The 21,920-nt window shown below is 70.4% G+C and carries 22 protein-coding genes, 1 tRNA gene and 2 pseudogenes; 10 read left to right on the top strand and 15 right to left on the bottom strand.

The features are described 5' to 3' along the window. Positions 1-31: 31 nt before the first annotated feature. On the top strand, positions 32-2,194 hold the full coding sequence (locus tag Dvina_RS00490; RefSeq protein WP_223100406.1) for an LppU/SCO3897 family protein: 2,163 nt from the start codon (positions 32-34) through the stop codon (positions 2,192-2,194). Further along, positions 2,191-4,032, top strand: a complete 1,842-nt coding sequence (locus tag Dvina_RS00485; RefSeq protein ID WP_223100405.1) for an NHL domain-containing thioredoxin family protein — start codon at positions 2,191-2,193, stop codon at positions 4,030-4,032. The genes Dvina_RS00490 and Dvina_RS00485 overlap by 4 nt, the downstream gene beginning before the upstream one ends. Positions 4,033-4,057: 25 nt before the next feature. On the opposite strand, the gene Dvina_RS00480 is transcribed toward Dvina_RS00485, so the two are convergent. The 3 genes from Dvina_RS00480 to Dvina_RS00470 are packed head-to-tail and all read right to left on the bottom strand — an operon-like array spanning position 4,058 to position 6,250. Further along, positions 4,058-4,819 carry a LamB/YcsF family protein gene (locus Dvina_RS00480; RefSeq protein WP_223100404.1) on the bottom strand — a complete coding sequence of 254 codons (762 nt, stop codon included), beginning with the start codon at positions 4,817-4,819 and terminating at the stop codon, positions 4,058-4,060. Further along, the gene (locus Dvina_RS00475) at positions 4,803-5,660 is read right to left on the bottom strand and encodes a 5-oxoprolinase subunit C family protein (RefSeq protein WP_223100403.1); all 858 of its coding nucleotides are present in this window, start codon (positions 5,658-5,660) and stop codon (positions 4,803-4,805) included. Before Dvina_RS00475 ends, Dvina_RS00480 begins: the two co-directional genes overlap by 17 nt. Further along, positions 5,657-6,250: a 5-oxoprolinase subunit B family protein gene (locus Dvina_RS00470; protein ID WP_223100402.1), complete on the bottom strand. Its 594-nt coding sequence runs from the start codon at positions 6,248-6,250 to the stop codon at positions 5,657-5,659. Before Dvina_RS00470 ends, Dvina_RS00475 begins: the two co-directional genes overlap by 4 nt. A 147-nt stretch (positions 6,251-6,397) precedes the next feature. Between Dvina_RS00470 and trhA the strand changes: the two genes are divergently transcribed. Next, entirely contained in the window at positions 6,398-7,027 is a 630-nt protein-coding gene (gene trhA, locus Dvina_RS00465) for a PAQR family membrane homeostasis protein TrhA (RefSeq protein WP_223105230.1), read from the top strand. A 78-nt stretch (positions 7,028-7,105) separates the two neighbouring features. Here trhA and Dvina_RS00460 read toward each other — a convergent pair whose 3' ends face one another. After that, positions 7,106-7,375: a DUF6458 family protein gene (locus tag Dvina_RS00460; protein WP_223100401.1), complete on the bottom strand. Its 270-nt coding sequence runs from the start codon at positions 7,373-7,375 to the stop codon at positions 7,106-7,108. Positions 7,376-7,461: 86 nt separating this feature from the next. Here Dvina_RS00460 and Dvina_RS00455 point away from each other — a divergent pair, with 86 nt between their 5' ends. Beyond that, positions 7,462-7,938 (top strand): SixA phosphatase family protein, encoded by a 477-nt coding sequence (locus Dvina_RS00455; RefSeq protein ID WP_223100400.1) that lies wholly within the window; start codon positions 7,462-7,464, stop codon positions 7,936-7,938. Between the two features lie 46 nt (positions 7,939-7,984). On the opposite strand, the gene Dvina_RS00450 is transcribed toward Dvina_RS00455, so the two are convergent. The 5 genes and pseudogenes from Dvina_RS00450 to Dvina_RS00435 all read right to left on the bottom strand — a co-directional run bounded on the left by Dvina_RS00450 (position 7,985) and on the right by Dvina_RS00435 (position 14,012). After that, the gene (locus Dvina_RS00450; protein WP_223100399.1) at positions 7,985-9,838 is read right to left on the bottom strand and encodes an acyl-CoA dehydrogenase; all 1,854 of its coding nucleotides are present in this window, start codon (positions 9,836-9,838) and stop codon (positions 7,985-7,987) included. Between the two features lie 454 nt (positions 9,839-10,292). Further along, positions 10,293-11,090: pseudogene (locus Dvina_RS00445) on the bottom strand (PP2C family protein-serine/threonine phosphatase); the annotation flags it as partial. Between the two features lie 128 nt (positions 11,091-11,218). Further along, positions 11,219-11,417: pseudogene (locus tag Dvina_RS55625) on the bottom strand (serine/threonine-protein phosphatase); the annotation flags it as partial. Between the two features lie 47 nt (positions 11,418-11,464). Then, the gene (locus Dvina_RS00440) at positions 11,465-12,094 is read right to left on the bottom strand and encodes a septal ring lytic transglycosylase RlpA family protein (protein WP_246655936.1); all 630 of its coding nucleotides are present in this window, start codon (positions 12,092-12,094) and stop codon (positions 11,465-11,467) included. 148 nt (positions 12,095-12,242) lie between these two features. Next, positions 12,243-14,012, bottom strand: coding sequence for a proline--tRNA ligase (locus Dvina_RS00435; RefSeq protein WP_223100397.1), 1,770 nt, complete (start codon positions 14,010-14,012; stop codon positions 12,243-12,245). Positions 14,013-14,143: 131 nt separating this feature from the next. Here Dvina_RS00435 and Dvina_RS00430 point away from each other — a divergent pair, with 131 nt between their 5' ends. Further along, positions 14,144-14,911 (top strand): endo alpha-1,4 polygalactosaminidase, encoded by a 768-nt coding sequence (locus Dvina_RS00430; protein WP_223100396.1) that lies wholly within the window; start codon positions 14,144-14,146, stop codon positions 14,909-14,911. A gap of 47 nt (positions 14,912-14,958) precedes the next feature. Continuing rightward, positions 14,959-16,917, top strand: coding sequence for a DUF6541 family protein (locus Dvina_RS00425; RefSeq protein WP_223100395.1), 1,959 nt, complete (start codon positions 14,959-14,961; stop codon positions 16,915-16,917). Here the strand turns inward: Dvina_RS00425 and Dvina_RS00420 are convergent. Beyond that, entirely contained in the window at positions 16,901-17,617 is a 717-nt protein-coding gene (locus tag Dvina_RS00420; RefSeq protein ID WP_223100394.1) for an alpha/beta fold hydrolase, read from the bottom strand. The two genes, Dvina_RS00425 and Dvina_RS00420, sit on opposite strands and share 17 nt — an antisense overlap. Positions 17,618-17,674: 57 nt before the next feature. Beyond that, on the bottom strand, positions 17,675-18,058 hold the full coding sequence (locus Dvina_RS00415) for a thioredoxin domain-containing protein (RefSeq protein ID WP_223100393.1): 384 nt from the start codon (positions 18,056-18,058) through the stop codon (positions 17,675-17,677). A gap of 84 nt (positions 18,059-18,142) precedes the next feature. Here Dvina_RS00415 and Dvina_RS00410 point away from each other — a divergent pair, with 84 nt between their 5' ends. Together Dvina_RS00410 and Dvina_RS55620 are read left to right on the top strand one after the other, a co-directional pair. Continuing rightward, a complete protein-coding gene (locus Dvina_RS00410) occupies positions 18,143-18,604 on the top strand; it encodes a MarR family winged helix-turn-helix transcriptional regulator (protein ID WP_223100392.1) in 462 nt (153 codons plus the stop codon). Between the two features lie 99 nt (positions 18,605-18,703). Then, positions 18,704-18,799 carry a helix-turn-helix domain-containing protein gene (locus Dvina_RS55620; protein ID WP_223100391.1) on the top strand — a complete coding sequence of 32 codons (96 nt, stop codon included), beginning with the start codon at positions 18,704-18,706 and terminating at the stop codon, positions 18,797-18,799. A gap of 439 nt (positions 18,800-19,238) precedes the next feature. Here Dvina_RS55620 and Dvina_RS00400 read toward each other — a convergent pair whose 3' ends face one another. Together Dvina_RS00400 and Dvina_RS00395 are read right to left on the bottom strand one after the other, a co-directional pair. Further along, positions 19,239-19,538, bottom strand: a complete 300-nt coding sequence (locus tag Dvina_RS00400; protein ID WP_223100390.1) for a helix-turn-helix domain-containing protein — start codon at positions 19,536-19,538, stop codon at positions 19,239-19,241. 109 nt (positions 19,539-19,647) lie between these two features. Further along, positions 19,648-19,809 (bottom strand): type II toxin-antitoxin system RelE/ParE family toxin, encoded by a 162-nt coding sequence (locus Dvina_RS00395; protein WP_223100389.1) that lies wholly within the window; start codon positions 19,807-19,809, stop codon positions 19,648-19,650. Between the two features lie 531 nt (positions 19,810-20,340). On the opposite strand from Dvina_RS00395, the gene Dvina_RS00390 reads away from it, so the two are divergent. Continuing rightward, positions 20,341-20,610 carry a hypothetical protein gene (locus Dvina_RS00390; protein WP_223100388.1) on the top strand — a complete coding sequence of 90 codons (270 nt, stop codon included), beginning with the start codon at positions 20,341-20,343 and terminating at the stop codon, positions 20,608-20,610. Between the two features lie 155 nt (positions 20,611-20,765). Continuing rightward, on the top strand, positions 20,766-21,146 hold the full coding sequence (locus tag Dvina_RS00385; RefSeq protein WP_246655935.1) for a hypothetical protein: 381 nt from the start codon (positions 20,766-20,768) through the stop codon (positions 21,144-21,146). 143 nt (positions 21,147-21,289) lie between these two features. Here Dvina_RS00385 and Dvina_RS00380 read toward each other — a convergent pair. Together Dvina_RS00380 and Dvina_RS00375 are read right to left on the bottom strand one after the other, a co-directional pair. Next, positions 21,290-21,360, bottom strand: a tRNA-Gly gene (locus Dvina_RS00380). Between the two features lie 9 nt (positions 21,361-21,369). Further along, positions 21,370-21,876: a pyridoxamine 5'-phosphate oxidase family protein gene (locus Dvina_RS00375; protein WP_223100387.1), complete on the bottom strand. Its 507-nt coding sequence runs from the start codon at positions 21,874-21,876 to the stop codon at positions 21,370-21,372. Between the last annotated feature and the right edge of the window lie 44 nt (positions 21,877-21,920).

The raw sequence follows: 21,920 nt of genomic DNA, 5'->3' as shown, positions 1-21,920 counted from the left end.
ACGGTCGGGGTCTGACCAACAGGAGGCACGCATGACGTCCGACCAGCAGCACCCGTCCGATCAGCCGGACGAGGCTGCGGCGAGCACGCCGCCGTCCGGCCGGGCCCCGGCCGTGCGCGCGAAGGCGTCGGTCCCCGTCCCCTCCTCGCCTCCTCAGGTCCCGCCCCAGCCCCACCCGAACGACCAGGACGACGCCGCCCGCCCCGGCCCGTTCCCACCCGCCGGCCCGGCCGGTCCGCCACCCGGCGGCGCCTACCCGCCCCCGCCCGGCTCCTACCCGCCCGCCGCAGCCTCCTACCCGCCGCCGGCCGCGGGCTCGTTCCCGCCGCCCTCCGGCCAGTACGGGCAGCCCACGTCTCCACCCCCAGGCCCCTTCGACCCGCCGCCGGGCTCCCCGCCGCCCGCCGGACCGTACGCGCCGCAGTCGAGCCCGCCCGGCCACTACGGACAGCCCACGTCGGCACCGCCCGGCCAGTACGGGCAGCCCGTATCGCCGCCGCCCAACGCATACGACCCGCCGTCGAGCCCGCCGCCCGGCCACTACGGGCAGCCCACGTCGGCGCCGCCCGGACCGTATGACCCGCCGCCGGCCGCCGCGGTCCCGCCGCAGTTCCCGATGCCGGCCCAGGCTCTGCCGCCCCACCAGTCCGCCTCGGGCTCGGCCGGCGTCCCCGGCGCCAGCGGCTCCGCGAGCGTCCCCGGGTCCGCCGGCGTGCCGGGCGCATCGGGCTCGGCCGGCGTTCCGGGCGCGTCCGGCTCGGCAAGTGTCCCCGGCGGTCCCGGTGCGGCCACGTCGGAAGGCTCCGGCCCGCAGTGGGTGGTGCCGAGCGCCCAGGGCGGCGCGGCCGGTGGCGCGGGCCCGTCGTCCGGCTCGGCCCGCGTCCCGGGTGCCAGCGGCTCGGCGAGCGTCTCCGGCACCTACGGCTCGGCCTCCGTGCCCGGCCCGACGTCGGCGCCGACGTCGGGCGCGGCCGCTCCCGGCACCACGTACGGCTCGGCCGGCGTCCCGACGACCTACGGCCAGGCCGCTCCGCCGCCGCCCGCCGTCGCCCCGCCCGCCGACACCCGCGGCCCGGTCGGCAGCTTCCCCGGTTTCACGCCGGCCAACCAGAGCGCGGGAAACCAGAGCCCCGGGAACCAGGGCACCGGGAACCACGGGCCCGCGAGCCAGGGAGCCGGCAGCGACGATCAGTACCCGGGCGGGCCGGAGCACCCGGACCAGAACCCGTGGGCACCGTCCTCGCCCCAGCAAGCGGCCCCGTCCTCCGGCGCCGGCGCGCCCGGGGTCGCCTCCGGCTCGGCCCGCATCCCGACCGGCAGCGCGCGCGTCCCCTCCGGCTCGGCCCAGGTCCCCTCGGGAAGCGCCCAGGTCCCGCCCGCAGCCGCCGCCCCCGAGGTCCCGGCCCCGGTCAACCTCGGCCAGATCCCACCGGACCCGGGCCCGCGCACGTACGGTGCCCGCGCCTCGGTCCCACCCGCCGGTGGAGCCGCGCCCACGTCCGCCCCGCCCGCGAGCGCCTCGCCGTACGGAACAGCCCAGCCCGCCAGCGCCCCGCCCTACGGCGCAACGCAGCCCGCGAGCGCCCCGCCCTACGGCAACCAACCGGCCAGCGCGCCGCCGTTCCCGTCCAGCGCGCCGCCCGCCACGTCCTCGGTGTACGGCGCGCCGCCGTCGAGCGCGCCGCCGTACGGTGACAACCAGCAGTTCAGCGGGCCCCCGGCGACCGTCGGCGGGACGTATCAGACGTCGGCCCCGCCGGCGACCGGGCAGTTCCCGGCCGCGGGCACCCCGCGGTACGGCGACCTGGTGAACCTGCCGGGTGAGCACCAGCCGGACATGCCGCCGGTCGAGGGTGAGCCGATCCCGACCCCCGAGCCGCCGGTCAAGAGCAAGCGTGGGCTGCTCATCGGCCTGCTGATCGTCGCCGCCGTGTTCCTGGTGGCGGTGGCCGGCACGGCGATCGTGGTGAAGATCAGCAATGCCGGCGGCACCAGCTTCGCGGTCAACTCCTGCGTGAAGCAGGACGGGGACTCGGCGACGGGTGTCGACTGCGGCAGCAAGGACGCGTTCCGCATCGTGTCCAAGGTGGACAAGCCGGAGAGCTGCTCCGACGCCGCCCAGCCGTACATCGTCCTGCAGCACAAGGGCGAGAAGGACCAGGTCCTGTGCCTCCGCCCGGCCGCCGAGAAGTGAGCACCCCCAGGGTCCGGGCACCGCAGCTCAAAGGCCGCGGCTGGCTCAACACGGACGGGCGGGAGCTGAGCCTGGCCGAGCTGCGCGGCAAGATCGTGCTGCTCGACTTCTGGACGTTCTGCTGCATCAACTGCCTGCACGTCCTCGACGAGCTGCGGCCGCTGGAGGAGAAGTACTCCGACGTGCTCGTCACGATCGGCGTGCACAGCCCGAAGTTCGAGCACGAGAAGGACCCGGTCGCGCTGGCCCAGGCGGTCGAGCGTTACGGGGTCGACCATCCGGTGCTCGACGACCCCGAGCTGAACATGTGGCAGCAGTACGCGGCGAAGGCCTGGCCGACGCTCACCGTTGTCGACCCCGAGGGCTACGTCGTGGCCAACATGGCCGGCGAGGGCCACGCCGAAGGGCTCGGCCGGCTCATCGACGAGCTGGTCCAGATCCACACGGCCAAGGGCACGCTGCGGACGAGCGCGGGCTTTCACGCGGTACAAAACAGTGATCTGACGCTTTTGCGGTTTCCCGGCAAGGCGCTGGCGCTGCCCGACGGGCATTTTCTGGTGTCGGACTCGACGCATCAGTCCATTGTGGAGCTCGACGCCGACAACGAGACGCCCGTGCGGCGGTTCGGGACGGGCAAGCGGGGGCGCAAGGACGGGACCGAGCCGGAGTTCTCCGAGCCGGGCGGCCTGTGTCTGCTGCCGCCGCACACGGCCGAGATCGCCGGCTACGACGTCGTCATCGCCGACACCGTCAACCACCTGCTGCGCGGGCTGAACCTGAAGACCGGCGAGGTGAGCACCGTGGCCGGCAGCGGGCGGCAGTGGCGCGGCACCGTCGACTTCGAGGCCCACGACTCGCTGGTGCTGGACCTGTCCTCGCCGTGGGACGTGGCCTGGTACGACGGCCGGGTCGTGGTCGCGATGGCCGGCATCCACCAGCTGTGGTGGTTCGACCCGATCAAGCGCACGGCCGGGATGTACGCGGGTACGACCGTCGAGGCGCTCAAGGACGGCCCGCTGCCCGAGGTCTGGATGGCCCAGCCGTCCGGGCTCTCGGCGTCGCCGGACGGGGCGCGGCTGTGGATCGCCGACAGCGAGTCGTCGGCGGTACGCTGGATCGAGCACGGCGAGATGCACACCGCCGCCGGGCAGGGCCTGTTCGACTTCGGCCACGTCGACGGCCCGGCCGACCAGGCGCTGCTGCAGCACCCGCTGGGCGTGCTGGCGCTGGCGGACGGGAGCGTGCTCGTCGCCGACACGTACAACGGCGCGGTCCGCCGCATCGCCGACGGGCGCGTCTCGACAGTCGTCGACGGCCTGGCCGAGCCGAGCGACCTGGTGGTGACCGCCGACGGCGACATCGTCGTGGTCGAGTCGGGCGCCCACCGCCTGGTCCGCCTGGGCGCCGGCACCCTGGCCGCGGCCGGCATCGACGTCACCGGCGTCCGCCACCGCACCGAGCGCCCGCCCACGATGCTGGCCCCGGGCGCGGTCGAGCTCGACCTCATCTTCACGCCGGCCCCGGGCCAGAAGCTCGACGAGTCCTTCGGCCCGGCCACCCGCCTCGAGGTCTCCGCGTCCCCTCCGGAGCTGCTCCTGGAGGGTGCGGGCGTGACGCAGAGCCTCCAGCGGCGACTCGTCATTTCCAAAGACGTCGCGGCGGGGGTACTGCAAGTGACGGCCCAGGCCGCGACCTGCGACATGGACGCGGAGTTTCCCGCCTGTCACCTGACCCGCCAGGACTGGGGCGTCCCGATCCGCGTCACCTCCGACGGCGCGGCCCGGCTGCCCCTGATCCTGCGCGGCCTGGACGCCGAGGCGGCCACCGACGGCGAATAGCCCCGGTCAGATCACCGTGTCCAGCTCAGTTCGCGTGGCCAGGCGGCGGTTCGGCACCGGTGAACGCCGCCACCGCAACGCCGGCGTCGACGAGCGCCGCCCGCACGGCCCGGGCCATGTCCACCGCGCCCGGGCTGTCGCCGTGCACGCACAGCGACTCGACGGGCATCGGGATGACTGACCCGTCGACCGCCTCCACCACGCCGTCCACCGCCATCCGCACCGCGCGGGCGGCCACCGCGGCGACGTCGGTGACGAGCGCACCGCTCTGGGAACGGGGCACGAGCCGGCCGTCGGGAAGGTATCCGCGGTCCACGAAACCCTCGCCCACCACCCGCAGCCCCCGCTCGGCGGCCAGCCTGGCGAGCACCGATCCGGGCTGGCACAGCACCGGCTGCCCGCCCGCCGCCGCGGCCGCCGCCACCACCGCCGACGCGTGGCCGGTGTCGACGGCCGCGGTGTTGTAGAGGGCGCCGTGCGGCTTGACGTACGCGACTGCGCCGAACGCGGCGAGCGCGCCGATCTGGTACCGCAGCTCGTCGGCCAGCTCGTCCGGCGGCACCTCGATCCGGCGCCGTCCGAAGCCGGCCAGGTCGCGGTAGCTCACCTGCGCGCCGACCCGCACCCCGCGCTCGGCCGCGAGGTCGCTGACCCGCCGCATGGTCGCCGGGTCGCCCGCGTGGAAGCCGCAGGCGACGTTCGCGCTCGTCACGATGGTCAGGAGGGCGTCGTCGTCGCCGAGGCGCCAGACGCCGAACCCTTCTCCCAGGTCACTGTTGAGGTCCACGGAACCGAACGCTATCCCCCGGCCGGGCCTGGGCGAGCAGCGGCAGATCGGCGGGGTGCACGACCGCGACCACCGGATATCCGCCGGTCGTCGGATGGTCGGCCAGAAACACCAGTGGCTGCCCACTCGCCGGCACCTGGACCGCCCCGAGCACGATGCCCTCACTCGGCAGCTCCGCGGTGTCGGCCCGGGTGAGCGCCGGTCCGTCGAGCCGGGCACCGACTCGGTTGCTTTCACTGCGGATCGTGTACTCCCCCGAGGCGAGCCGCCCCGCATCCCTGAACAGGTCGGCGCGCGGACCCCACGCGACCCGCAGCACGATCGGGCCGCCGAGGACCGGGCGCGGCGCCACGTCGACGGCCGCCGGATCGCCCGCCGGTTGCCCGACCGGGAGCCGGTCGCCGGAGCGCACCGCGGGCGGTCCCAGCAGCGACAGCATGTCGGTCGAGCGACTGCCGAGGACCGGATCAGGAGTCAGGCCGCCGCTGATGGCGAGGTACAGGCGAAGACCGGCGACCGCCCGGCCGACTTCGATGCGGTCTCCGGCCCGCACCGGCACCGGGGCGTTGACCGGGGCCGGGCGGCCGCCGACGCGCAGCGCGGCGGCGGCGCCGGTCACGGCGATCGTCCCGGCCCGCTCCGCGACGGCCGTGAACGGCCCCAGCGTGATCTCCAGCCCGGCCGCGTCGGGCGGGTTGCCGACGAGCCGGTTGCCGAGGTCGAGCGCGGGGCGGTCGAGGGCGCCGGAGCGGGGGACGCCGAGGTGGGCGTACCCGGGGCGGCCGCGGTCCTGCACGCTCGTCAGCGGGCCGGCGACCTCGATCCGCAGCTCGGCGCTCATGCCTTGGCGAAGCGCACGGTACGGCCCGGGGTCATCAGGGCCGGCGGCGTGCGGTCGACGTCGAAGAGCTTGGCGTCGCTGTGGCCGACGATGCGCCAGCCGCCCGGGGACGCCGTCGGGTAGATGCCGGCGAACTCGGCGGCCAGGGCCACGGCGCCGGCCGGGACCTTCGTGCGCGGGGTGTCGAGGCGGGGCACGCTCCAGGGCAGGCCGCGCAGGTATGCGAACCCGGGCGCGAAGCCACAGAACGCGACCTGCAGGTCGGTGCCGATGAGCACGTCGACGACCCGATCGACGCTCACGCCGGCGAGCTCGGCCACGAACGGCAGGTCGACCCCGTCGAAGTGGACGGGCACGGTCAGGGGCGGCTGTGGGGGTACCGATGCCGGATCGAACGACCAGTCGGCCAGCCGCGCGGCCAGGCTCGTGGCGTCGGACACCCCGTCTAGCAGAACCGTGCGCGCACCGGGCACGATGTCGGTCACCGGCAGCCGGCCCGCGGCCCGCTCGGCGGCCAGCGCGGCGAACCAGTCGAGCGGGTGGTCGACCTCGAGAAGCAGCGCGTCGGCGCCGACGGGGCGAAGTTGCACCTCGCCACGATAGACGGGGCTGTGACGGCCGGGCGTGATGCGTTTCGCCCGCTGATTACTTGCCAGTAACCTACGGAACCGTAACCTAGAGGGGTGACCGTGAAGACCGAAACCCGTCTCCGCCCGGTCGACCTGGGAAAGCCGCGGATGCGCGGCTGGCTGCACGCGTATGCGGCGGGCGTCGCCGTGATCTGCGGCATCGTCCTGTGCTCGCTGGCCGCGACCCGCCCCGGCTGGGGCCCGTTCGTGAGCTGCGCCGTCTACAGCCTCACGGTCGTCGCGCTGTTCGGCACGAGCGCCCTGTATCACCGGCGCGTCTGGTCCGATCGCGGTTACAAGATCATGCGGCGGCTCGACCACTCCATGATCTTCGTGTTCATCGCCGGCACCTACACGCCCTTCAGCGTCCTGCTCCTCAGCGGCACCACCCGGGTCGTGATCCTGACGACGGTGTGGGCCGGCGCGATCCTGGGCGTGGCGATGAAGCAGATCACCGCGATGAGCCGGCACCGCTGGCTGTCCGCGCCGCTCTACATCGCGCTGGGCTGGGTCGCGGTGGCGGTCCTGCCCGACATGCTGCACACCGGCGGCGTGACGGCGCTCGTCCTGACGATCGTGGGCGGCGCCTTCTACACCGTGGGCGCGGTGTTCTACGCCCTGCGCAAGCCCAACCCCTGGCCGGCGGTCTTCGGGCACCACGAGTTCTTCCACGCCTGCACGATCGTCGCGGCGATCTGCCACCACGTCGCGATCTACTTCGCGCTGTACGCCCGCTGAGCCGCCTCCGGCACGACGAGCGCGGCCCGGCGGGAAGTCCCGCCGGGCCGCGCTTTTGCTGCGTGTGGTGCGTGAGCGTCAGTAGCGCCGCGTGCGCCGCTCGATCACCTCGTCCGCGGACGGCGGGATCACGGTGCCGGCGGCCGGAGGCGGCGGCGGTGCCGCGGAGACCACCGTGCGACGGCGCGAGTTCCAGAAGTACAGGGTCAACGCCAGGCCAACGAGCCCGGCGAGCTGGAGAATCCAGCCGATCGTGTCGAGATTGAACGGTCCGACGTCCGTGTCGTCGAGCCCGAACGTCATGATCGCGCCGACAACGATCAGTAGGATACTTCCGCCGATACCCATCGATGGCCTCCCGAGGCATGTGTGGGTAACTGTCTGTGGTCCGGGTTACCCACACGCGCCATTCTTCAATCGGGGAGGCTTGGAAGATGACCGAGCGGACGCTGATCCTTCTGCGGCACGCCAAGGCGGCCGATCCGGACGACTACGCGACAGACATCGAGCGGCCTCTCGCCCCACGCGGCCGCCGGGACGCCGCGGCGGCCGGGGCCTGGCTCAAGGAGCAGGACCTGCGGCCCGACACGGTGCTGTGCTCGCCGGCCGTGCGCACCCGGCAGACGCTTGAGGAGCTGGGGCTCGAGGCGCCGGTGGTGTACGAGCACCGGATCTACACGGGGCCGGCCCTCGACACGCTCGAGCTGATCCAGCAGACCGCCGCGTCGGTCGCGACGCTGTTGTTGGTGGGGCACAATCCCACGATTTCCGATCTGTCCCACGAGCTGTACAGCGCGTCGTTGGACAGCACCGGCCTGTCCACCTCGGGCCTGGCCGTGCACCGCTTCGAGGGCACGTGGGCTTCGCTGACGCGGGCGCCGCTCGCGGCCGCACACACCGCCCGGGCATGAAAGCGGGGAGGGCGCCATTGCCCTCCCCGCTTAGCTCAGTGGAGCGTTAGAACGAGTCCTCGCCCACCTGCATCGCGTCGAGCGTCGTCGACTCGATGACCCGGCGGTCGGCGCCGATGCGCGGCAGCACCTCGTGCGCGAAGAACTTCGCCGCCGCGACCTTGCCCTCGTAGAACGCCTTGTCGGCCGGTGACACGTCCCCGGCCAGCGCCTTCAGGGCCACCTCGGCCTGGCGCTGCAGCAGCCAGCCGACCACGACGTCGCCGAGGCCGAGCAGGAAGCGCCGGGTGTTGAGCCCGACCTTGTACAGGGCCTGCGGGTCGCCGGCCTGCGCCTCGCCGAGCCAGCCGGTGAAGATTCCCAGCATCTGCTGTACTTCGGTAAGCGCCTTGCCAAGCGCGACGCGCTCGACCTTCAGCTGCCCGTTGCCGCCCTCGGACTCCAGGAACTGCTGGATCTCCGCGGCCACCGTCAGCAGCGCCTTGCCCTGGTCCCGCACGATCTTGCGGAACACCAGGTCGAGGCTCTGGATCGCGGTGGTGCCCTCGTACAGGGTGTCGATCTTGGAGTCGCGGACGTACTGCTCCAGCGGGTAGTCCTGCAGGAACCCGGACCCGCCGAACGTCTGCAGCGACTCGTGGCTCAGCATCTCGTAGGCCCGCTCGGAGCCGACGCCCTTGACCAGCGGGAGCAGCAGGTCGTTGACCCGCTTGGCGATCTTCGCCGCCTTCTCGTCACCGGCCGCCTCGGCGAGCGCCACCCTGTCCTGCCACGTCGCCGTGTACAGCACAAGCGCGCGCAGGCCCTCGGCGTACGACTTCTGCATCAGCAGCGAGCGCCGGACATCGGGGTGGTTGATGATCGTGACGCGCGGGGCCGCCTTGTCCGTCGACACCAGGTCGGCGCCCTGGACGCGGCTCTTGGCGTATTCGAGCGCGTTGAGGTATCCCGTCGACAGCGTCGCGATGGCCTTGGTGCCGACCATCATCCGGGCGTATTCGATGATGAGGAACATCTGCCGGATGCCCTCGTGCACGTCGCCGAGCAGCCAACCCTTGGCCGGCACCCCGTGCCCGCCGAAGGTCACCTCGCACGTGGTGGAGACCTTGATCCCCATCTTGTGCTCGACGTTCGTCACGAAGGCGCCGTTGCGCTCCTTGAGCTCGCCGGTCTCGGCGTCGAAGTGGAACTTCGGCACGACGAACAGCGACAGCCCCTTGGTGCCGGGCCCGCCCGCGCCGGGCGTGTCCACCGGCCGGGCCAGCACGTAGTGCACGATGTTCTCGCTCAGGTCGTGCTCGGCGCTCGTGATGAACCGCTTGACGCCCTCGATGTGCCAGGACCCGTCGGGCTGCGGAATGGCCTTGGTCCGCCCCGCACCGACGTCGGAGCCGGCGTCCGGCTCGGTCAGCACCATCGTGGAGCCCCACTGCTTGTCGACGAAGAGCTTCGCCCACTTCTTCTGCTCTTCGGTACCTTCGATCCGCAGCGTGTTGGCGAACGAGGGCCCGGACGCGTACATCCAGACCGGGGCGTTCGACCCCAGGACGAGCTCGGCCAGCGCCCACCAGAGGGCCCGCGGCGCCGCCGTCCCGTCGAGCTCGGCGGGCAGGTCGAGCCGCCAGAACTCGGCCGCCATGAACGCCTCGTAGGACTGCCGGAACTTCTCGGGCATCCGCACCGAGTAGGTCGCCGGGTCGTAGACGGGCGGGTTGCGATCACCGTCGACGTAGCTGGCCGCCAGGTCCTCGCGGGCCAACCGGTCGACCTCGCCCAGGATGCTGCGGGCGGTGTCCGTGTCGATGTCGCCGTAGGGACCCTGGCCGAGGACCCGGTCAACGCCGAACACTTCGAACAGGTTGAACTCGAGGTCCCGCAGGTTGCTCTTGTAATGGGTCATCGCGGAGGGTCCCCCGTCTGTTGGAGCGCGGCAGTTCGAGAAGCATGACCGACCAGGGTTACCAGTCGGTAACAGTCATCTTATTACTCGCGAGTAACGAAGAACAACCCGCTCCTGCGAGTGAACCCGACCACAGCAGAGCCCGGTGAGTACCGCTCCGGAGCAGTTGAGTAGCAGACACGCCGTCACCGCCGGGTGATGCGGTCGTTGACCGGTTACTCCCAGTCAGAAGGAGGGCCGTGCGATGATCGTCCGCCTCATGGGCTCGCTCTTCGCCCCGAAGTACCCCCGCTTCTACACCGGCCGCCACCGCGCCCCGATGCGCCGCCTCATTCCCCGCCAGCGCGCCGCGTAATCCTGCGCCGCCCGGTCGCGCACGGAGTGCGGGGCTCGCGCGGGATGGCCGCGATTCGCCGGCGGCCGGCGGGGCTGCTCCCTGACCGCAGGCCATCGGCTAGGACGAGGCGATGCCCGCGCCGCCGATCTCCCAGCTCGGTACCTGGGCCTGCGGCTTCACGCCCTGGTATTCGACGAGCACCAGCGCGATGTCGTCGTCCAGCCGGCCGCGGACCCACTCGACCAGGGCGCTCTCCAGCGACTTAAGCCCGTCGGCGACCGTGCCGTGGCCCAGGAGGCGCTGGGCGCGCTCGGCGGTCGGGAAGAACTCGCCGTCACGGCGGGCCTCGGCCAGGCCGTCGGTGAAGAACAGGAGGCGGTCGCCCGGCTCCAGGCGCTCCACCCGCGGCTTGACCACCGGCATGAAGCCGAGCGGCGGGGCGTTGGACGGCGGCTCCAGCGGGATCACCCGGCCGCGGCGGATCAGCAGCGGGGCCGGGTGGCCGCAGTTGACGATCGTCAGGGTGCCGCCGCGCTCCTCGATGAGCGCCGCGGTCACGAAGTCCTCGTCGCCGAGGGAACGGGCCACGGCCCGGTCGAGGTCGGCGACGATCGCCCGCAGGTCGGCCCGCTCGAAGGCGACGTGGCGGTAGGAGCCCAGGACGATGCTGGCCAGCCGGACGGCCTCGAGGCCCTTGCCGCGGACGTCGCCGATGATCATGCGCACGCCGTATGGCGTGTCGAGAGCCTCGTAGAGGTCCCCTCCGATGTCGGCGGCGGCGCTGGCCGAGATGTAGCGGGCCGCGACCGTCAGCGGGCCGACCTGGGGGCCCAGCGGCCGCAGCACGGCGCCCTGGGCGACCTGGGCCAGGTGGGAGAGCTCGGCGTACCGCGCGATCTGCCGCTGCCGGATGGCCCCCACGGCGCAGGCGATGGCGGCGGCCACGATCACGCCGCCCAGATTGATCATCAGGACCAGCAGGCGGTCGCGGCTGTGCATCAGCTCGATCGCGGTGAACACGAAGGCGAGCAGCGTCGAGGTACCGCCCACGGCGAGCACCTCGGGCCAGGAGGCGAACGCGGCGGCCAGGAACGGCGCGGCCGCGAGCAGGCCGACGTAGTCCGCCCGGAACCCGTCCGCGAGCTCTGCGGTGAGGACGAGTGCGAGCAGCACGAAGGCCGCGCCGACTCCGGCGCGGGCTTCGGGAAGCAGCTGACGTTTCATAGGTCCGGCCAACAGCATGCCACCAACCGACCGCCGGACCGCTCCATCAAACGGCCGGGTCTGACTTACTTGAGTACCTCATACTTCGCGTCGATCACTCCGGCGCTCACCGAAGCGATCTTCACGAAGGCGCCCTTGGCAAGATCAATACAGCGTCCGGCCACGAACGGTCCCCGATCGTTGATCCGCACGTCGACGGATTTCCCGTTGGCCAGGTTCGTGACCCGGACGATCGTGTTGAACTTCAGCGTCTTGTGAGCCGCCGTCAGCCCGTTGGGGTCGAAGTTCTCGCCATTGGCGGTCTTCTGCCCGTCAGCGTAGTACGACACCTCGCATTCGCCACTGCTCGTCACCTCGGCCGGAGCCTTGGTGGTGGGCGTCTTCGAGGGTGTCTTGCTGGGGCTCTTCGACGGCGTCCTGGAGGGCGTCGGCGAGGCTGTGACCGGCACGGACTCCAAAACCTGGGCCGGCGACGAGCTCGGCTCGGCCGAGGGCGACGGGCGCTCGCCGCGGTCCGCCCGATCCTGCGGAGAGCGGGGGGCGTCGACCGCTGCGACGGTCTTGGGGTCGTCGGAGCCCATATTCATTGTCGCAATCGCGCCGCCGACGAGCACCACGACGGCAACGGACCCGGCGATCAATGGGATGAGGTGACGGCGACTGACGATCGAATGTCGGCCGGACAACGTCTGCACCCTTCGTCGACAGCAAGGCCGCGACCGAACGTAGCGGCCCCTCCCGGCCGTCAGTCAAACCGAAGCGTGGCTCCTGTACGGATTTGCCCCCATAGTTCCGGCCGAACGGCTGATATGTCATCAAGCCGTTCGGCCGACCCTTGGAAAGCTACGCCCGAACGGCCGCCACGATCTGCGAAACTGCCCCGTCCGCCGCGATCTCCGACTTTTCGCCCGACTTGCGGTCGCGGATCTCCACGACGCCATCGGCCAGCCGCTTGCCGACCACGACGATCGTGGGCACGCCGATCAGCTCCGAGTCGTTGAACTTCACGCCCGGCGAGACGTCCTTGCGGTCGTCGAGCAGCACGGTCAGCCCGGCCGCCTCCAGGTCGGCGGCGAGCTGCGCGGCGCCGGCCTTGATCTCGTCGGTCTTGCCGGCCGCGACCACGTGCACGTCGGCCGGGGAGAGCTCGCGGGGCCAGCACAGCCCGCGCGCGTCGGCCGTCTGCTCGGCGACCACGGCGACCGCGCGGGTCACGCCGATGCCGTACGAGCCCATCGTCACGACCTGCGCCTTGCCGTTCTGGTCGAGCACGGTGAGGCCGAGCGCGCTGGCGTACTTGCGGCCGAGCTGGAAGATGTGCCCGATCTCGATGCCGCGGGCCTGCTCGAGCCGGCCGCCGTCGACCGGGCAGATGTCACCGTCGACGATCTTGACCGCCTCAATGGTGCCGTCCGGCGTGAAGTCGCGGCCGGCGACCAGGTTCAGGACGTGCTTGCCGGGCTCGTCGGCGCCGGTGATCCAGCTGGTGCCGGCGACGACGCGGGGGTCGACGAGGTACCGGATGCCCGAGGAGTTCTTCTCGCCCAGGACACCGGGCCCGATGTACCCCTTCACGAGCGCCGGGTGCTGCGCGAACTCCGCCTCCGTCATGGGCGCCACCTCGGCCGGCGACACGACCGCCTCGACGCGGCGCAGGTCGACCTCGCGGTCGCCCGGGACGCCGATGGCGAGGGGCTCGCGCTTGCCGGAGGGCAGGGTCAGCATCAGCATGACGTTCTTGAGCGTGTCGGCGGCGACCCACTGCCGGTCGGCGCGCTGGAGATCGGCCCGCCCGTTGAACAGGTCGACGAGCGTGTCGATGGTCGGCGTGTCGGGCGTGTCGGCGACCCGGGCCGTGGGCTGCCCCTCGATCGCGATCGCCGCGGGCGGCGGGGTGATGACCGCCTCGACGTTCGCCGCGTAGTCGCCGTTGACGCAGCGCACGAACGTGTCCTCGCCGATCTCGCAGTTGGCGAGGAACTCCTCCGACGCGCTGCCGCCCATCGCGCCGCTCATCGCGGAGCAGATGACGTAGTCGAGGCCGAGCCGATCAAAGATCTTGATGTACGCCTCGCGGTGCTGCCCGTAGGCGGCGCGCAGGCCGTCGTCGTCGACGTCGAAGGAGTACGAGTCCTTCATGACGAACTCGCGGCCGCGCAGAATGCCGGCCCGCGGACGGGCCTCGTCCCGGAACTTCGACTGGATCTGGTACAGCGTGAGCGGCAGGTCCTTGTACGAGGAGCACAGGTCCTTCACCGTGAGGGTGAACATCTCCTCGTGCGTGGGGCCGAGCAGATAGTCGTTTTGGCGGCGGTCCTTGAGGCGGAACAGGTTGGCGCCGTACTCCGTCCAGCGCCCCGTCGCCTCATAGGGCTCGCGCGGCAGCAGCGCCGGGAACGTGAGCTCCTGGCCGCCCATCGCGTCCATCTCTTCGCGGATCACGCGCTCGACGTTGCGCAGCACGCGCAGACCCATCGGCAGCATGGTGAAGATGCCCGGTGCGACGCGGCGCACGTATCCGGCCCGAACCAGCAGCTTGTGGCTGGTGACCTCGGCGTCCGCGGGATCCTCGCGCAGTGTTCGCAGGAACAGCGAGGACATCTTCAGGACCATCTGTGTCCACCTTCGTATGGCCGTTTCCGTTAAGTTGGACGATACCGAACGTGTCTTCCGTGTTTTTAATGCACTGATCCCGCTCCCGGCTTTCACCCGGCCGGACGGCCCGCCGCGCCGATGTCGGGGCCATGCGCCGACTCCTCGCCTGCGTGCTCGCCACCGCCGCCGTCCTGCTCGCCGCCGCCCCGGCCGATGCCGCTGCCGGGTGGTGGCGGCCGGCGGTCGGGCTGAGCTGGCAGATGCAGTTCTCCGGGAAGCTCGACACGAGCGTGAATGCGCAGGTGTACGACATCGACGGCGCCGACTCCGCCGGCACGCAGGTCGCGGCGCTGCACAAAGCCGGACGGAAGGTCGTCTGCTACGTGGACGCCGGATCGTACGAGAACTGGCGGGCCGACGCCGCGAAGTTCCCGGCCGCGGTGCGCGGCAAGGCGCTCGACGGCTGGCCGGGCGAGCAGTGGCTGGACGTGCGCAACTGGACGGTGCTGCAGCCGATCCTGAGTGCCCGCTTCAGCGACTGCAAGGCCAAGGGCTTCGACGCCGTCGACCCGGACAACATGGACGGGTACGCCAACGACTCCGGCTTCCCGCTGACGGCGGCCGACCAGCTGACGTTCAACCGGCGGGTGGCCGACCTCGCGCACGGCCTCGGCCTGGCGGTCGGGCTCAAGAACGATCTCGAGCAGGTCCGGGCGCTGCAGCCCTCGTTCGACTTCGCGGTGAACGAGTCGTGTGCGCAGTACAAGGAGTGCGGCATGCTCGCACCGTTCATCACGGCGGGTAAACCGGTCTTCCACGTGGAGTACAGCGCCGCCCGCTGCCCCACCGCGGCCGGGCTCAAGTTCAGCAACATCCGCAAGAAAATGGCCCTGGATGCCTTCCGAGCCGCCTGCTGAGCTGGGGTTTTCTGGACTTGTCACACCGCTCGCCTACACTTCCCGGCGTGAGGATTCGGGGCAGGACCGTCGACGCGCTGGTGTACCTGAGCTTTGTCCTCGGCGCCGTGTACATCCTGGGCCGCCTGTGGCTGGACCCAAACGGGCGATACCTGACGCTCAACTACCAGGACAGCTTCAACTTCGAGTGGATCCTGACCCACGCCACCGAGCTGTTCACCAAGGGTGAGTCGCCGTTCTTCTCGGACGACGTCAACTACCCGCTGGGCGTCAACCTGATGGCCAACACCTCGATCCTCACGCTGGCGCTGCCGCTGACCCCGGTGACGCTGTGGCTCGGCCCCGGCGTCACCTTCGTGATCATCTCGACGCTGGCCCTCGCCGGCACCGCGTCCGCCTGGTACTACGTGCTCAGCCGGCACTTCGGCCGCTCGAAGCTCGCCGCGTTCGTCGGCGCGGCGTTCCTGGGCTTCGCGCCGGCCATGATGTCGCACATCGCGGGGCACCCGAACATCGCGGGGCAGTACTTCATCCCGCTGATCATCGCCGTGGTCTTCCGGATGAAGGAGCCCGGCAACACCTGGCGGCAGGGCATCTGGCTGGCCGTTCTGGTGGTACTGCAGGCCGGCATCAACGAGGAGATGCTGTTCTTCACGGCCATGGCCCTGGCCGTGTTCATCCTGTCCTACGTGCCGTGGCGCGACCTGCCCGGCTACGCCAGGGTCATGCTGCCCAAGTGCGGCGTGACGCTGCTGGTGGCCGGGGTCGTGCTGGCCTACCCGCTGTACTTCCAGTTCGCCGGACCGCAGCACTACAGCGGCCTCGACGCGGGCGTGCGCGCGATCAACCTCGACGCGAAGTCCTACGTCACCTTCGGCCGTTACTCGATCGCCGGCGACGTCGCCGAGGCGTCCCTGCTCAACAAGGGCAACGCCAGCGAGGAGAACAGCTTCTTCGGCTGGCCGCTCGTCCTGGTCATGCTGGCCGGCGCGATCTTCCTCTGGCGCAGCCGCCTCTCCCGCGCCCTGGCGATCACCGGCGTCGTCTTCGCGATCTGCTCGCTCGGCGACGTCATCCGCTTCAACGGCGTCGACCGCACCAACTTCCACGGCCCGTGGAAGTGGATCGCCGAGCTGCCGCTGTTCGACTCGGTGGTCCCGACCCGGCTCGCCCTGATCACGACGGTCTGCATCGGCGTCGGCCTGGCCCTGATGGTCGACCGGCTGATCGTCGACCGCCTGCGTCCTTCCACGGTCGACGCCGTCAAGGCCGAGGTCCCGGCCCGCACGCCCGAGCCGGCGCTTGTCGGCGGCTCCACCGACACCGCGACCGGCCTGGGCTCCTCCGGCGGCTCGGCCGACGCGGCCGCGACCGGGTCGAACGACGCTCCCACGCGCCGGGCCGGCGACGACGCTCGGCCGCCGGCCGGCCCGCCGGCGCCGCGCCGCAGCCCGCGCACGGCCCTGATCTGGGGCGTCGCTCTGCTCGTGGCCCTGGTCCCCCTTTTCCCGACGCCGCAGCCGGCCGACGGCCGCCCGCCGATCCCGGCCCTGTTCACCAACGGCAACTGGCGCACGAAGCTGCCGGCCAACCCGGTCCTGGCGCCGCTTCCGGGCGGCTGGGACGACAACATCAAGATGATGCGCTGGTCCACCGAGACCAACTTCGAGGTCAAGCTGACCGGCGGCTACTTCCTGGGCCCCAACGACACCGTTCCGGAAGACAAGTTCGCCCACTTCGGACCCGGCTACCGCGACACGGTCCTCTTCCTGAACCGTGTCATCCAGATGCGCACGTCGCCCAACGTGACCGAGGCCGACCGGGCCGCCATCCGCGCCGACATCCGCCACTGGAAGGCCACGAACCTGGTCATGCCGGTCGGCTACTACAACGAGAAGGTGCTGCGCGAGACCATCGACAAGCTCGTCGCCCCGGACGCCGCCCCCGCGCAGGTGGTCGACGGCGTGTACCTCTGGGACGTCCGCTCCATCAGCGGCAACGGCTGAGGATCAGCTCCGCGGCTAGGCGGGGGTGCAGCTCGGGGATCCAGTGGTTGACGCCGCGCAGGATCCGGAAGGTGTACTCCCCGTCGACCCACGCTGCGCAGCGGCGCGCGAGGCCCTCGGTGATGTACTCGTCCCCGTCGCTCCAGACGAAGAGGGTCGGGACGCTGATGCGGGGGGACTGGCGGCGTTGGAGGGGGAGCGCGCGGTACCAGTGCAGGGCCTTGCGGTTCTTCGCTCTTGCGTAACGGCGGGCGCTGTCCGGGTCCAGGCCGCTGCGCCGTAACTGCCGCTCGAGGAGCCTCGGGGTCAGGAGCAGCTCCGGCAGCAGCGGGAGCTGGAAGAGCCCGATGTAGGCCGAGCGCCGCAGCTGCTCGAGGCCGGGGCGGGACCAGGCGCCGCGGTGCGGGACCGAGAACGCGGTGAGGGTGCGGACCCGCTCGGGGTGCAGGCCGGCGATGTGGAAGGCCAGCAGCGCCCCCAAGTCGTGGCCGACCAGGTCGAACCGTTCGTCGCCGACCTGGTCGATCACGACCGCCGCGAGCGCGTCGAGTGTGTAGTCCCGACGGCGACGCGGGTTCGGGCCTTCGCAGTATCCGGGGAGCTCCGGGATCAGGACCTCCTCGCCGGCCCGGCGCAGCTCGTCGGCGACGGCGGCCCAGCTCTGGCGGTCCTGCGGGAATCCGTGCAGAAGGACGATCACGGACTCGATTCTGCTGGCATCCGTGGTCGTTCACGACGTCTGGAGAACCGACGCCGCTCAGAGCTTGTCGATCGCCTTGCTCAGCGCCGCCGCGTTGAAGCTGCCCTGCGGCATGGTGGCGGTCAGCCGGTAGACCTCCCGCCCTTGCCCATCGAACAGCAGCGTGCCGCTGTGCTGCATGATGAGTGTCCGGTCGAGCCCGGCCGCCCGATGCTCCGCCACCCCGTCGGACGACACCACGCGCAGATCGCCGGCGACCCGCCGCACCCGCTCGACTTCGGCCGCCCCGCCGGGCACCACCACGGCCGCCGCCACTCCCCGCTCCCGCAACCGTTCCCCCGCGAGGGTTCTGACGTGCCGCATGCAGATCGGGCAGTTCGCAGCGCGCACGAAGTACAGCACCAGCCCCTTGCCGTCTCTCCGCAACCTGTCGATGTCCACAACCACTCCCCAGATAGGTAACTCGGTTACCATCATTAGATACGTAACCGAGTTACCTAGTCAAGGATTGAGTAGGGTTCTGGCATGACCGCCGAGCCGGACCTGGGCGTACTCCTGGCCGCCGCCTGCGAACGCATAGTCCGCGAAATCCTGGGCGAGCTGGCCGCCGCCGGCTACCCACACCTGACGCCGTCGCAGTCCCTGGCGGTCCTCTTCATAGGCGACGGCCTGGACACGGTCACCCAGCTGGCCGACCGCCTGAACATGACGACCCAGGCCATCAGCAAGATCTGCGCCACCCTGTCCGCCGAGGGCCTCCTGGAACGCCAGCCAAACGAGGGCGACGCCCGCAGCCGCCGCCTGGCTCTGACCCCAGCAGGCGCCGAAGCAGTAACCCGAATGCGAGCCGCCGGCGCCGCCGCGGAACAACTCTGGACCGACCTGGTAGGCCCCGAAACCTTGACCACCGTGAGGAACGCCCTGGCCGCCTTCGCCTACGCCCCAACCTCCCCCACCGCCAGCCCGATCCGAATCCGCTTCTCCTGACCCTCCCCAAACCCCAACGCAGCGACACCCGGAACATCGCGCAGCCCAAAGCACAGCCGCGGGATCACCCCACGATCGGCAAGTCTGAGACTCGGCCAAATGGTCTACGACCGACGGACCGAACTCGGACTTACCCAGGGTGAGCTGGCCGAGCGCGCCGGCATGTCTCAGCCGCAGCTGTCACGCCTGGAGTAGGGTGGCGCCACACCCACCGTGCCCCTGCTGACCCGGCTCGCAGCAGCACTCGACGCGGGAGCTCGACATCACCTTCAGGCCCCATCGCGACGCCGCCGCCTAGGTTCGCCAAGGGCTACGAAGCCGATGCGCGGTCCGCTCCAGCACCAACGAATGCCGACAATCGGTGCTGGTAGAGCATCGCGTCAGCCGTAGATCGTCGAGACGGTTTCGCGGCGGATCACAGCCGCGAAGGCCAGCCATCGATCGTGGAGTCTGAGGCTCGGGCCTCAGGAAGGAAGAGAGCGGGTGAAGGGATCGAACCCTCTCTGTCAGCTTGGGAACTGGACAGGTGGCCCTCATCGGGATTCTGATTCTCTAGGTCGCGGGCTACGACGGACGGCCTCGAGTGACCTCACAGCACCTGGCGTAATGGCACGCTAATGGCAGGCGTCGGAGGTTAGGCCGCGTCGCGCCTGGCCTGGAATCCGACCGACAGTTCGACGTCGAGTGCTCGCGCCAGGCGCTCAAGGACCGGCAGGGTCGGGACGGTGCCGCCGGCTTCAAAGCGGGCCACGGCAGACTGTGTCATCGAGGCTGCGTCGGCCAGTTCGGTCTGGCTCCAGCCGCGCCGCTCACGAAGTTCCCGGACCGCCCGACCCAGTTCGAACGCGAGCCTGGTCGACTCGTAGGCCTCGGCTGCACCTGGCTCGGCCATGCGCCGGCTGCGGAGTTCGTTCCAATCGCTGCTACCGCTCATGCCTCGATCCCTTCCTCGGCGGTGTGCATCTCGCCGATGCACCGTGCCATCGCTCGCCGAGCCCGCTCAACCTCACGGGTCTCACGGTCACGGGTCTTCCGAAAGACCGTCAGGAGGATGATCCGCTCCCGGAGGCGATCCAGTACGTGATCCGCACAGCGTCACGCTCCAGATGAAACCGCAGCTCACGAAGCTTCCCATCGAGCTGCTTCGTGTACGGCTCGCCCAGTAGTGGTCCATCTTCGGCCAAAAGGTCGATGTAGAAGGCCACCCGCGCGAACTGTGCCGTTGCTAGCTCTTCCAACCACTGTCGAACTTCTGGCCCTAGCTCTACGGTACCCCAGGCCATAGCATCGATGCTATACCGTGGCCTCGGTGTAGTTGTCCCGACTGGTCGTAGACGGCGGGGGCAAGCTGACTGTGTTCCAATGGCTCGTTAATGGCACGGCACAGATTCCGAGTGTTCCCCGGACGGCGAACAGCCCTGGCGTGATCAGTCCTGACCAGGGCCTGAGCGTTTGGAGCGGGTGAAGGGAATCGAATCCTCACTGTCAGCTTGGGAACTGGACAAGCGTGGCTGCCGACACCGACGCCAAGCGCGCAGCGGGAGCAGTCCGAGCGGCCTGGAGAGCCCTGATGGAGCCTTCAGTAAATGGCACGCTAATGGCACATGCCCTGTTGGCCGCCGTAGGATCCTGTAGACCGACAGGAGGACAGGCATGACGATCCGGAGGATCGCTCCGCCTGGGTCGACGTATGCCGAGCAGCGACACTATGTCGTGCCTGCACGCGTCGCCGACCTGTGTGGACCCGTACTGGTCTCGTCACGCTCGATCAGCAGCCCGACTGGTCCGGTGACGGCCGATACGACCTCGACGATCCCGGTGATCTGCAGCTTTTCTACCAGAGGGTGCTCAACCAAGCCTCCAGCGCGGACGAGCTCTGCCGGTGGCTGAACGAAACCATACTGCGGGAAATCTGGTCGAGCCCTTGGTTGCCGAGCCGCCTGCGGGCGCTCTGGCTGGCTCGGTTCCCCGAGCTGGGAGCACCGCCGAAGACGCTGGCAGGTTGAGTGGAGCCCGTCCATCTCCGTCTGGTCGAAAATCGGGCTTCAGGTAGCCGGCTGTCACAACTGCTTATGAGCAGCACGGATACACCGTCACGATTACCCGGTGATACGAGACATTCGCCCGTCTCGCAGTCACTGTGCCCGGAGACGTCGTACATTTGTACAAGGTCGAGCTGGCCGCCAACTGGCGCGCTCAGCCACCCGTCCAGATGGAGATCGGATCAGTGCTACATGCCGACGACGTGGTCGCCGGCAAGATGTCGGCCCTCTTTACGAGAGCTGAGCCACGGGACTTTCTCGACATAGACGCCGCAATCGTGTCCGGTCGCTACACCCGGCAACGGCTGTGCGAACTTGCGGCCGGGTCCGATGCCGGCTTCGACCGTCGCATCCTCGCCGACCTGTTCGGCATCCTGGAGCGCTATCCCGACAAACGCTTCGCTTTCTACGGCGCCGATGCCGAAACCCTCGCGGCCATACGAGCACGCTTCGCCGACTGGCGTCGAGAACTGCTCGACGATTCAAGCGCGAGCCAGTAGACGCCGCACCCGGCGCATGTGGTGATCTCCGTAGTTCGTCGCGCCAGCCAGAACGCTGTCGAAGCGGTGTGGCGGCGGTAGTGCCCACGCGGACGGCGACCATCGATCGTGGAGTCTGAGGCTCGGGCCTCAGGCAGGAAGAGAGCGGGTGAAGGGAATCGAACCCTCACTGTCAGCTTGGGAAGCTGATGTTCTGCCATTGAACTACACCCGCGAGCGACGCCTACTGTACCGAATCCACGGCCTTCGTGCACGGACCATTCTCGCGTGGCCTCGGGGCCGGGCGCGCGTGGGGCTTCCAGACGGTGGTCGTCGAGGTTGTCGGGGTGTCGTGGTGGACGTGCATGGCCACGTCGATGGCCAGTTCGTAGGCCTTCCAGTCGACGCCCTGGGCGGCTCGGGTCAGCAGGGTCAGGTGGGTAAGGGTGGAGGGGTCGGTGACGGGGAGGGCGCGGCCGGCCAGGTAGGCCTCGTCGTCGTTGTCCTCCGCGGGGTAGCTGTGCAGGGCGTAGCGGCCGTCTCGGTCGAGGTCCTGGCGCTTCGGGGACGGCAGGACGAAGCAGTACAGGCCCGTCGACGTCAGGACCGGGGAGATCGGGTGGAGACGGGGGCCGCCGTCGGGGCGGATGGTGGCCAGGTAGGCCAGGCCGGGGCCGTATTGGTGCAGCAGGGTGCGGATGGCTGCGGCCAGGGCAGCGTCCGCAGTCGCAAAGTCGCCCCACGTCGCCATACCCCCAAACATACTCGTACACCTGTACGATTTTCCGCCGTTTC

The sequence above is a fragment of the Dactylosporangium vinaceum genome, from assembly GCF_019904175.1.
Lineage (GTDB): Bacteria > Actinomycetota > Actinomycetes > Mycobacteriales > Micromonosporaceae > Dactylosporangium > Dactylosporangium vinaceum.
This window is presented reverse-complemented; position numbering and strand designations above follow the sequence as displayed.

What these genes read in the sequence shown, in the direction of transcription:
- trhA (WP_223105230.1), top strand. Translation starts at nt 6,398, where the DNA reads ATGCGCGGCTGGCTGCACGCGTATGCGGCGGGCGTCGCCGTGATCTGC.
- Dvina_RS55620 (WP_223100391.1), top strand. Translation starts at nt 18,704, where the DNA reads ATGGTCTACGACCGACGGACCGAACTCGGACTTACCCAGGGTGAGCTG.
- Dvina_RS00375 (WP_223100387.1), bottom strand. Translation starts at nt 21,876, where the DNA reads ATGGCGACGTGGGGCGACTTTGCGACTGCGGACGCTGCCCTGGCCGCA.
- Dvina_RS00410 (WP_223100392.1), top strand. Translation starts at nt 18,143, where the DNA reads ATGACCGCCGAGCCGGACCTGGGCGTACTCCTGGCCGCCGCCTGCGAA.
- Dvina_RS00460 (WP_223100401.1), bottom strand. Translation starts at nt 7,375, where the DNA reads ATGGGTATCGGCGGAAGTATCCTACTGATCGTTGTCGGCGCGATCATG.
- Dvina_RS00430 (WP_223100396.1), top strand. Translation starts at nt 14,144, where the DNA reads ATGCGCCGACTCCTCGCCTGCGTGCTCGCCACCGCCGCCGTCCTGCTC.
- Dvina_RS00490 (WP_223100406.1), top strand. Translation starts at nt 32, where the DNA reads ATGACGTCCGACCAGCAGCACCCGTCCGATCAGCCGGACGAGGCTGCG.
- Dvina_RS00400 (WP_223100390.1), bottom strand. Translation starts at nt 19,538, where the DNA reads ATGAGCGGTAGCAGCGATTGGAACGAACTCCGCAGCCGGCGCATGGCC.
- Dvina_RS00450 (WP_223100399.1), bottom strand. Translation starts at nt 9,838, where the DNA reads ATGACCCATTACAAGAGCAACCTGCGGGACCTCGAGTTCAACCTGTTC.
- Dvina_RS00475 (WP_223100403.1), bottom strand. Translation starts at nt 5,660, where the DNA reads ATGAGCGCCGAGCTGCGGATCGAGGTCGCCGGCCCGCTGACGAGCGTG.
- Dvina_RS00435 (WP_223100397.1), bottom strand. Translation starts at nt 14,012, where the DNA reads ATGGTCCTGAAGATGTCCTCGCTGTTCCTGCGAACACTGCGCGAGGAT.
- Dvina_RS00455 (WP_223100400.1), top strand. Translation starts at nt 7,462, where the DNA reads ATGACCGAGCGGACGCTGATCCTTCTGCGGCACGCCAAGGCGGCCGAT.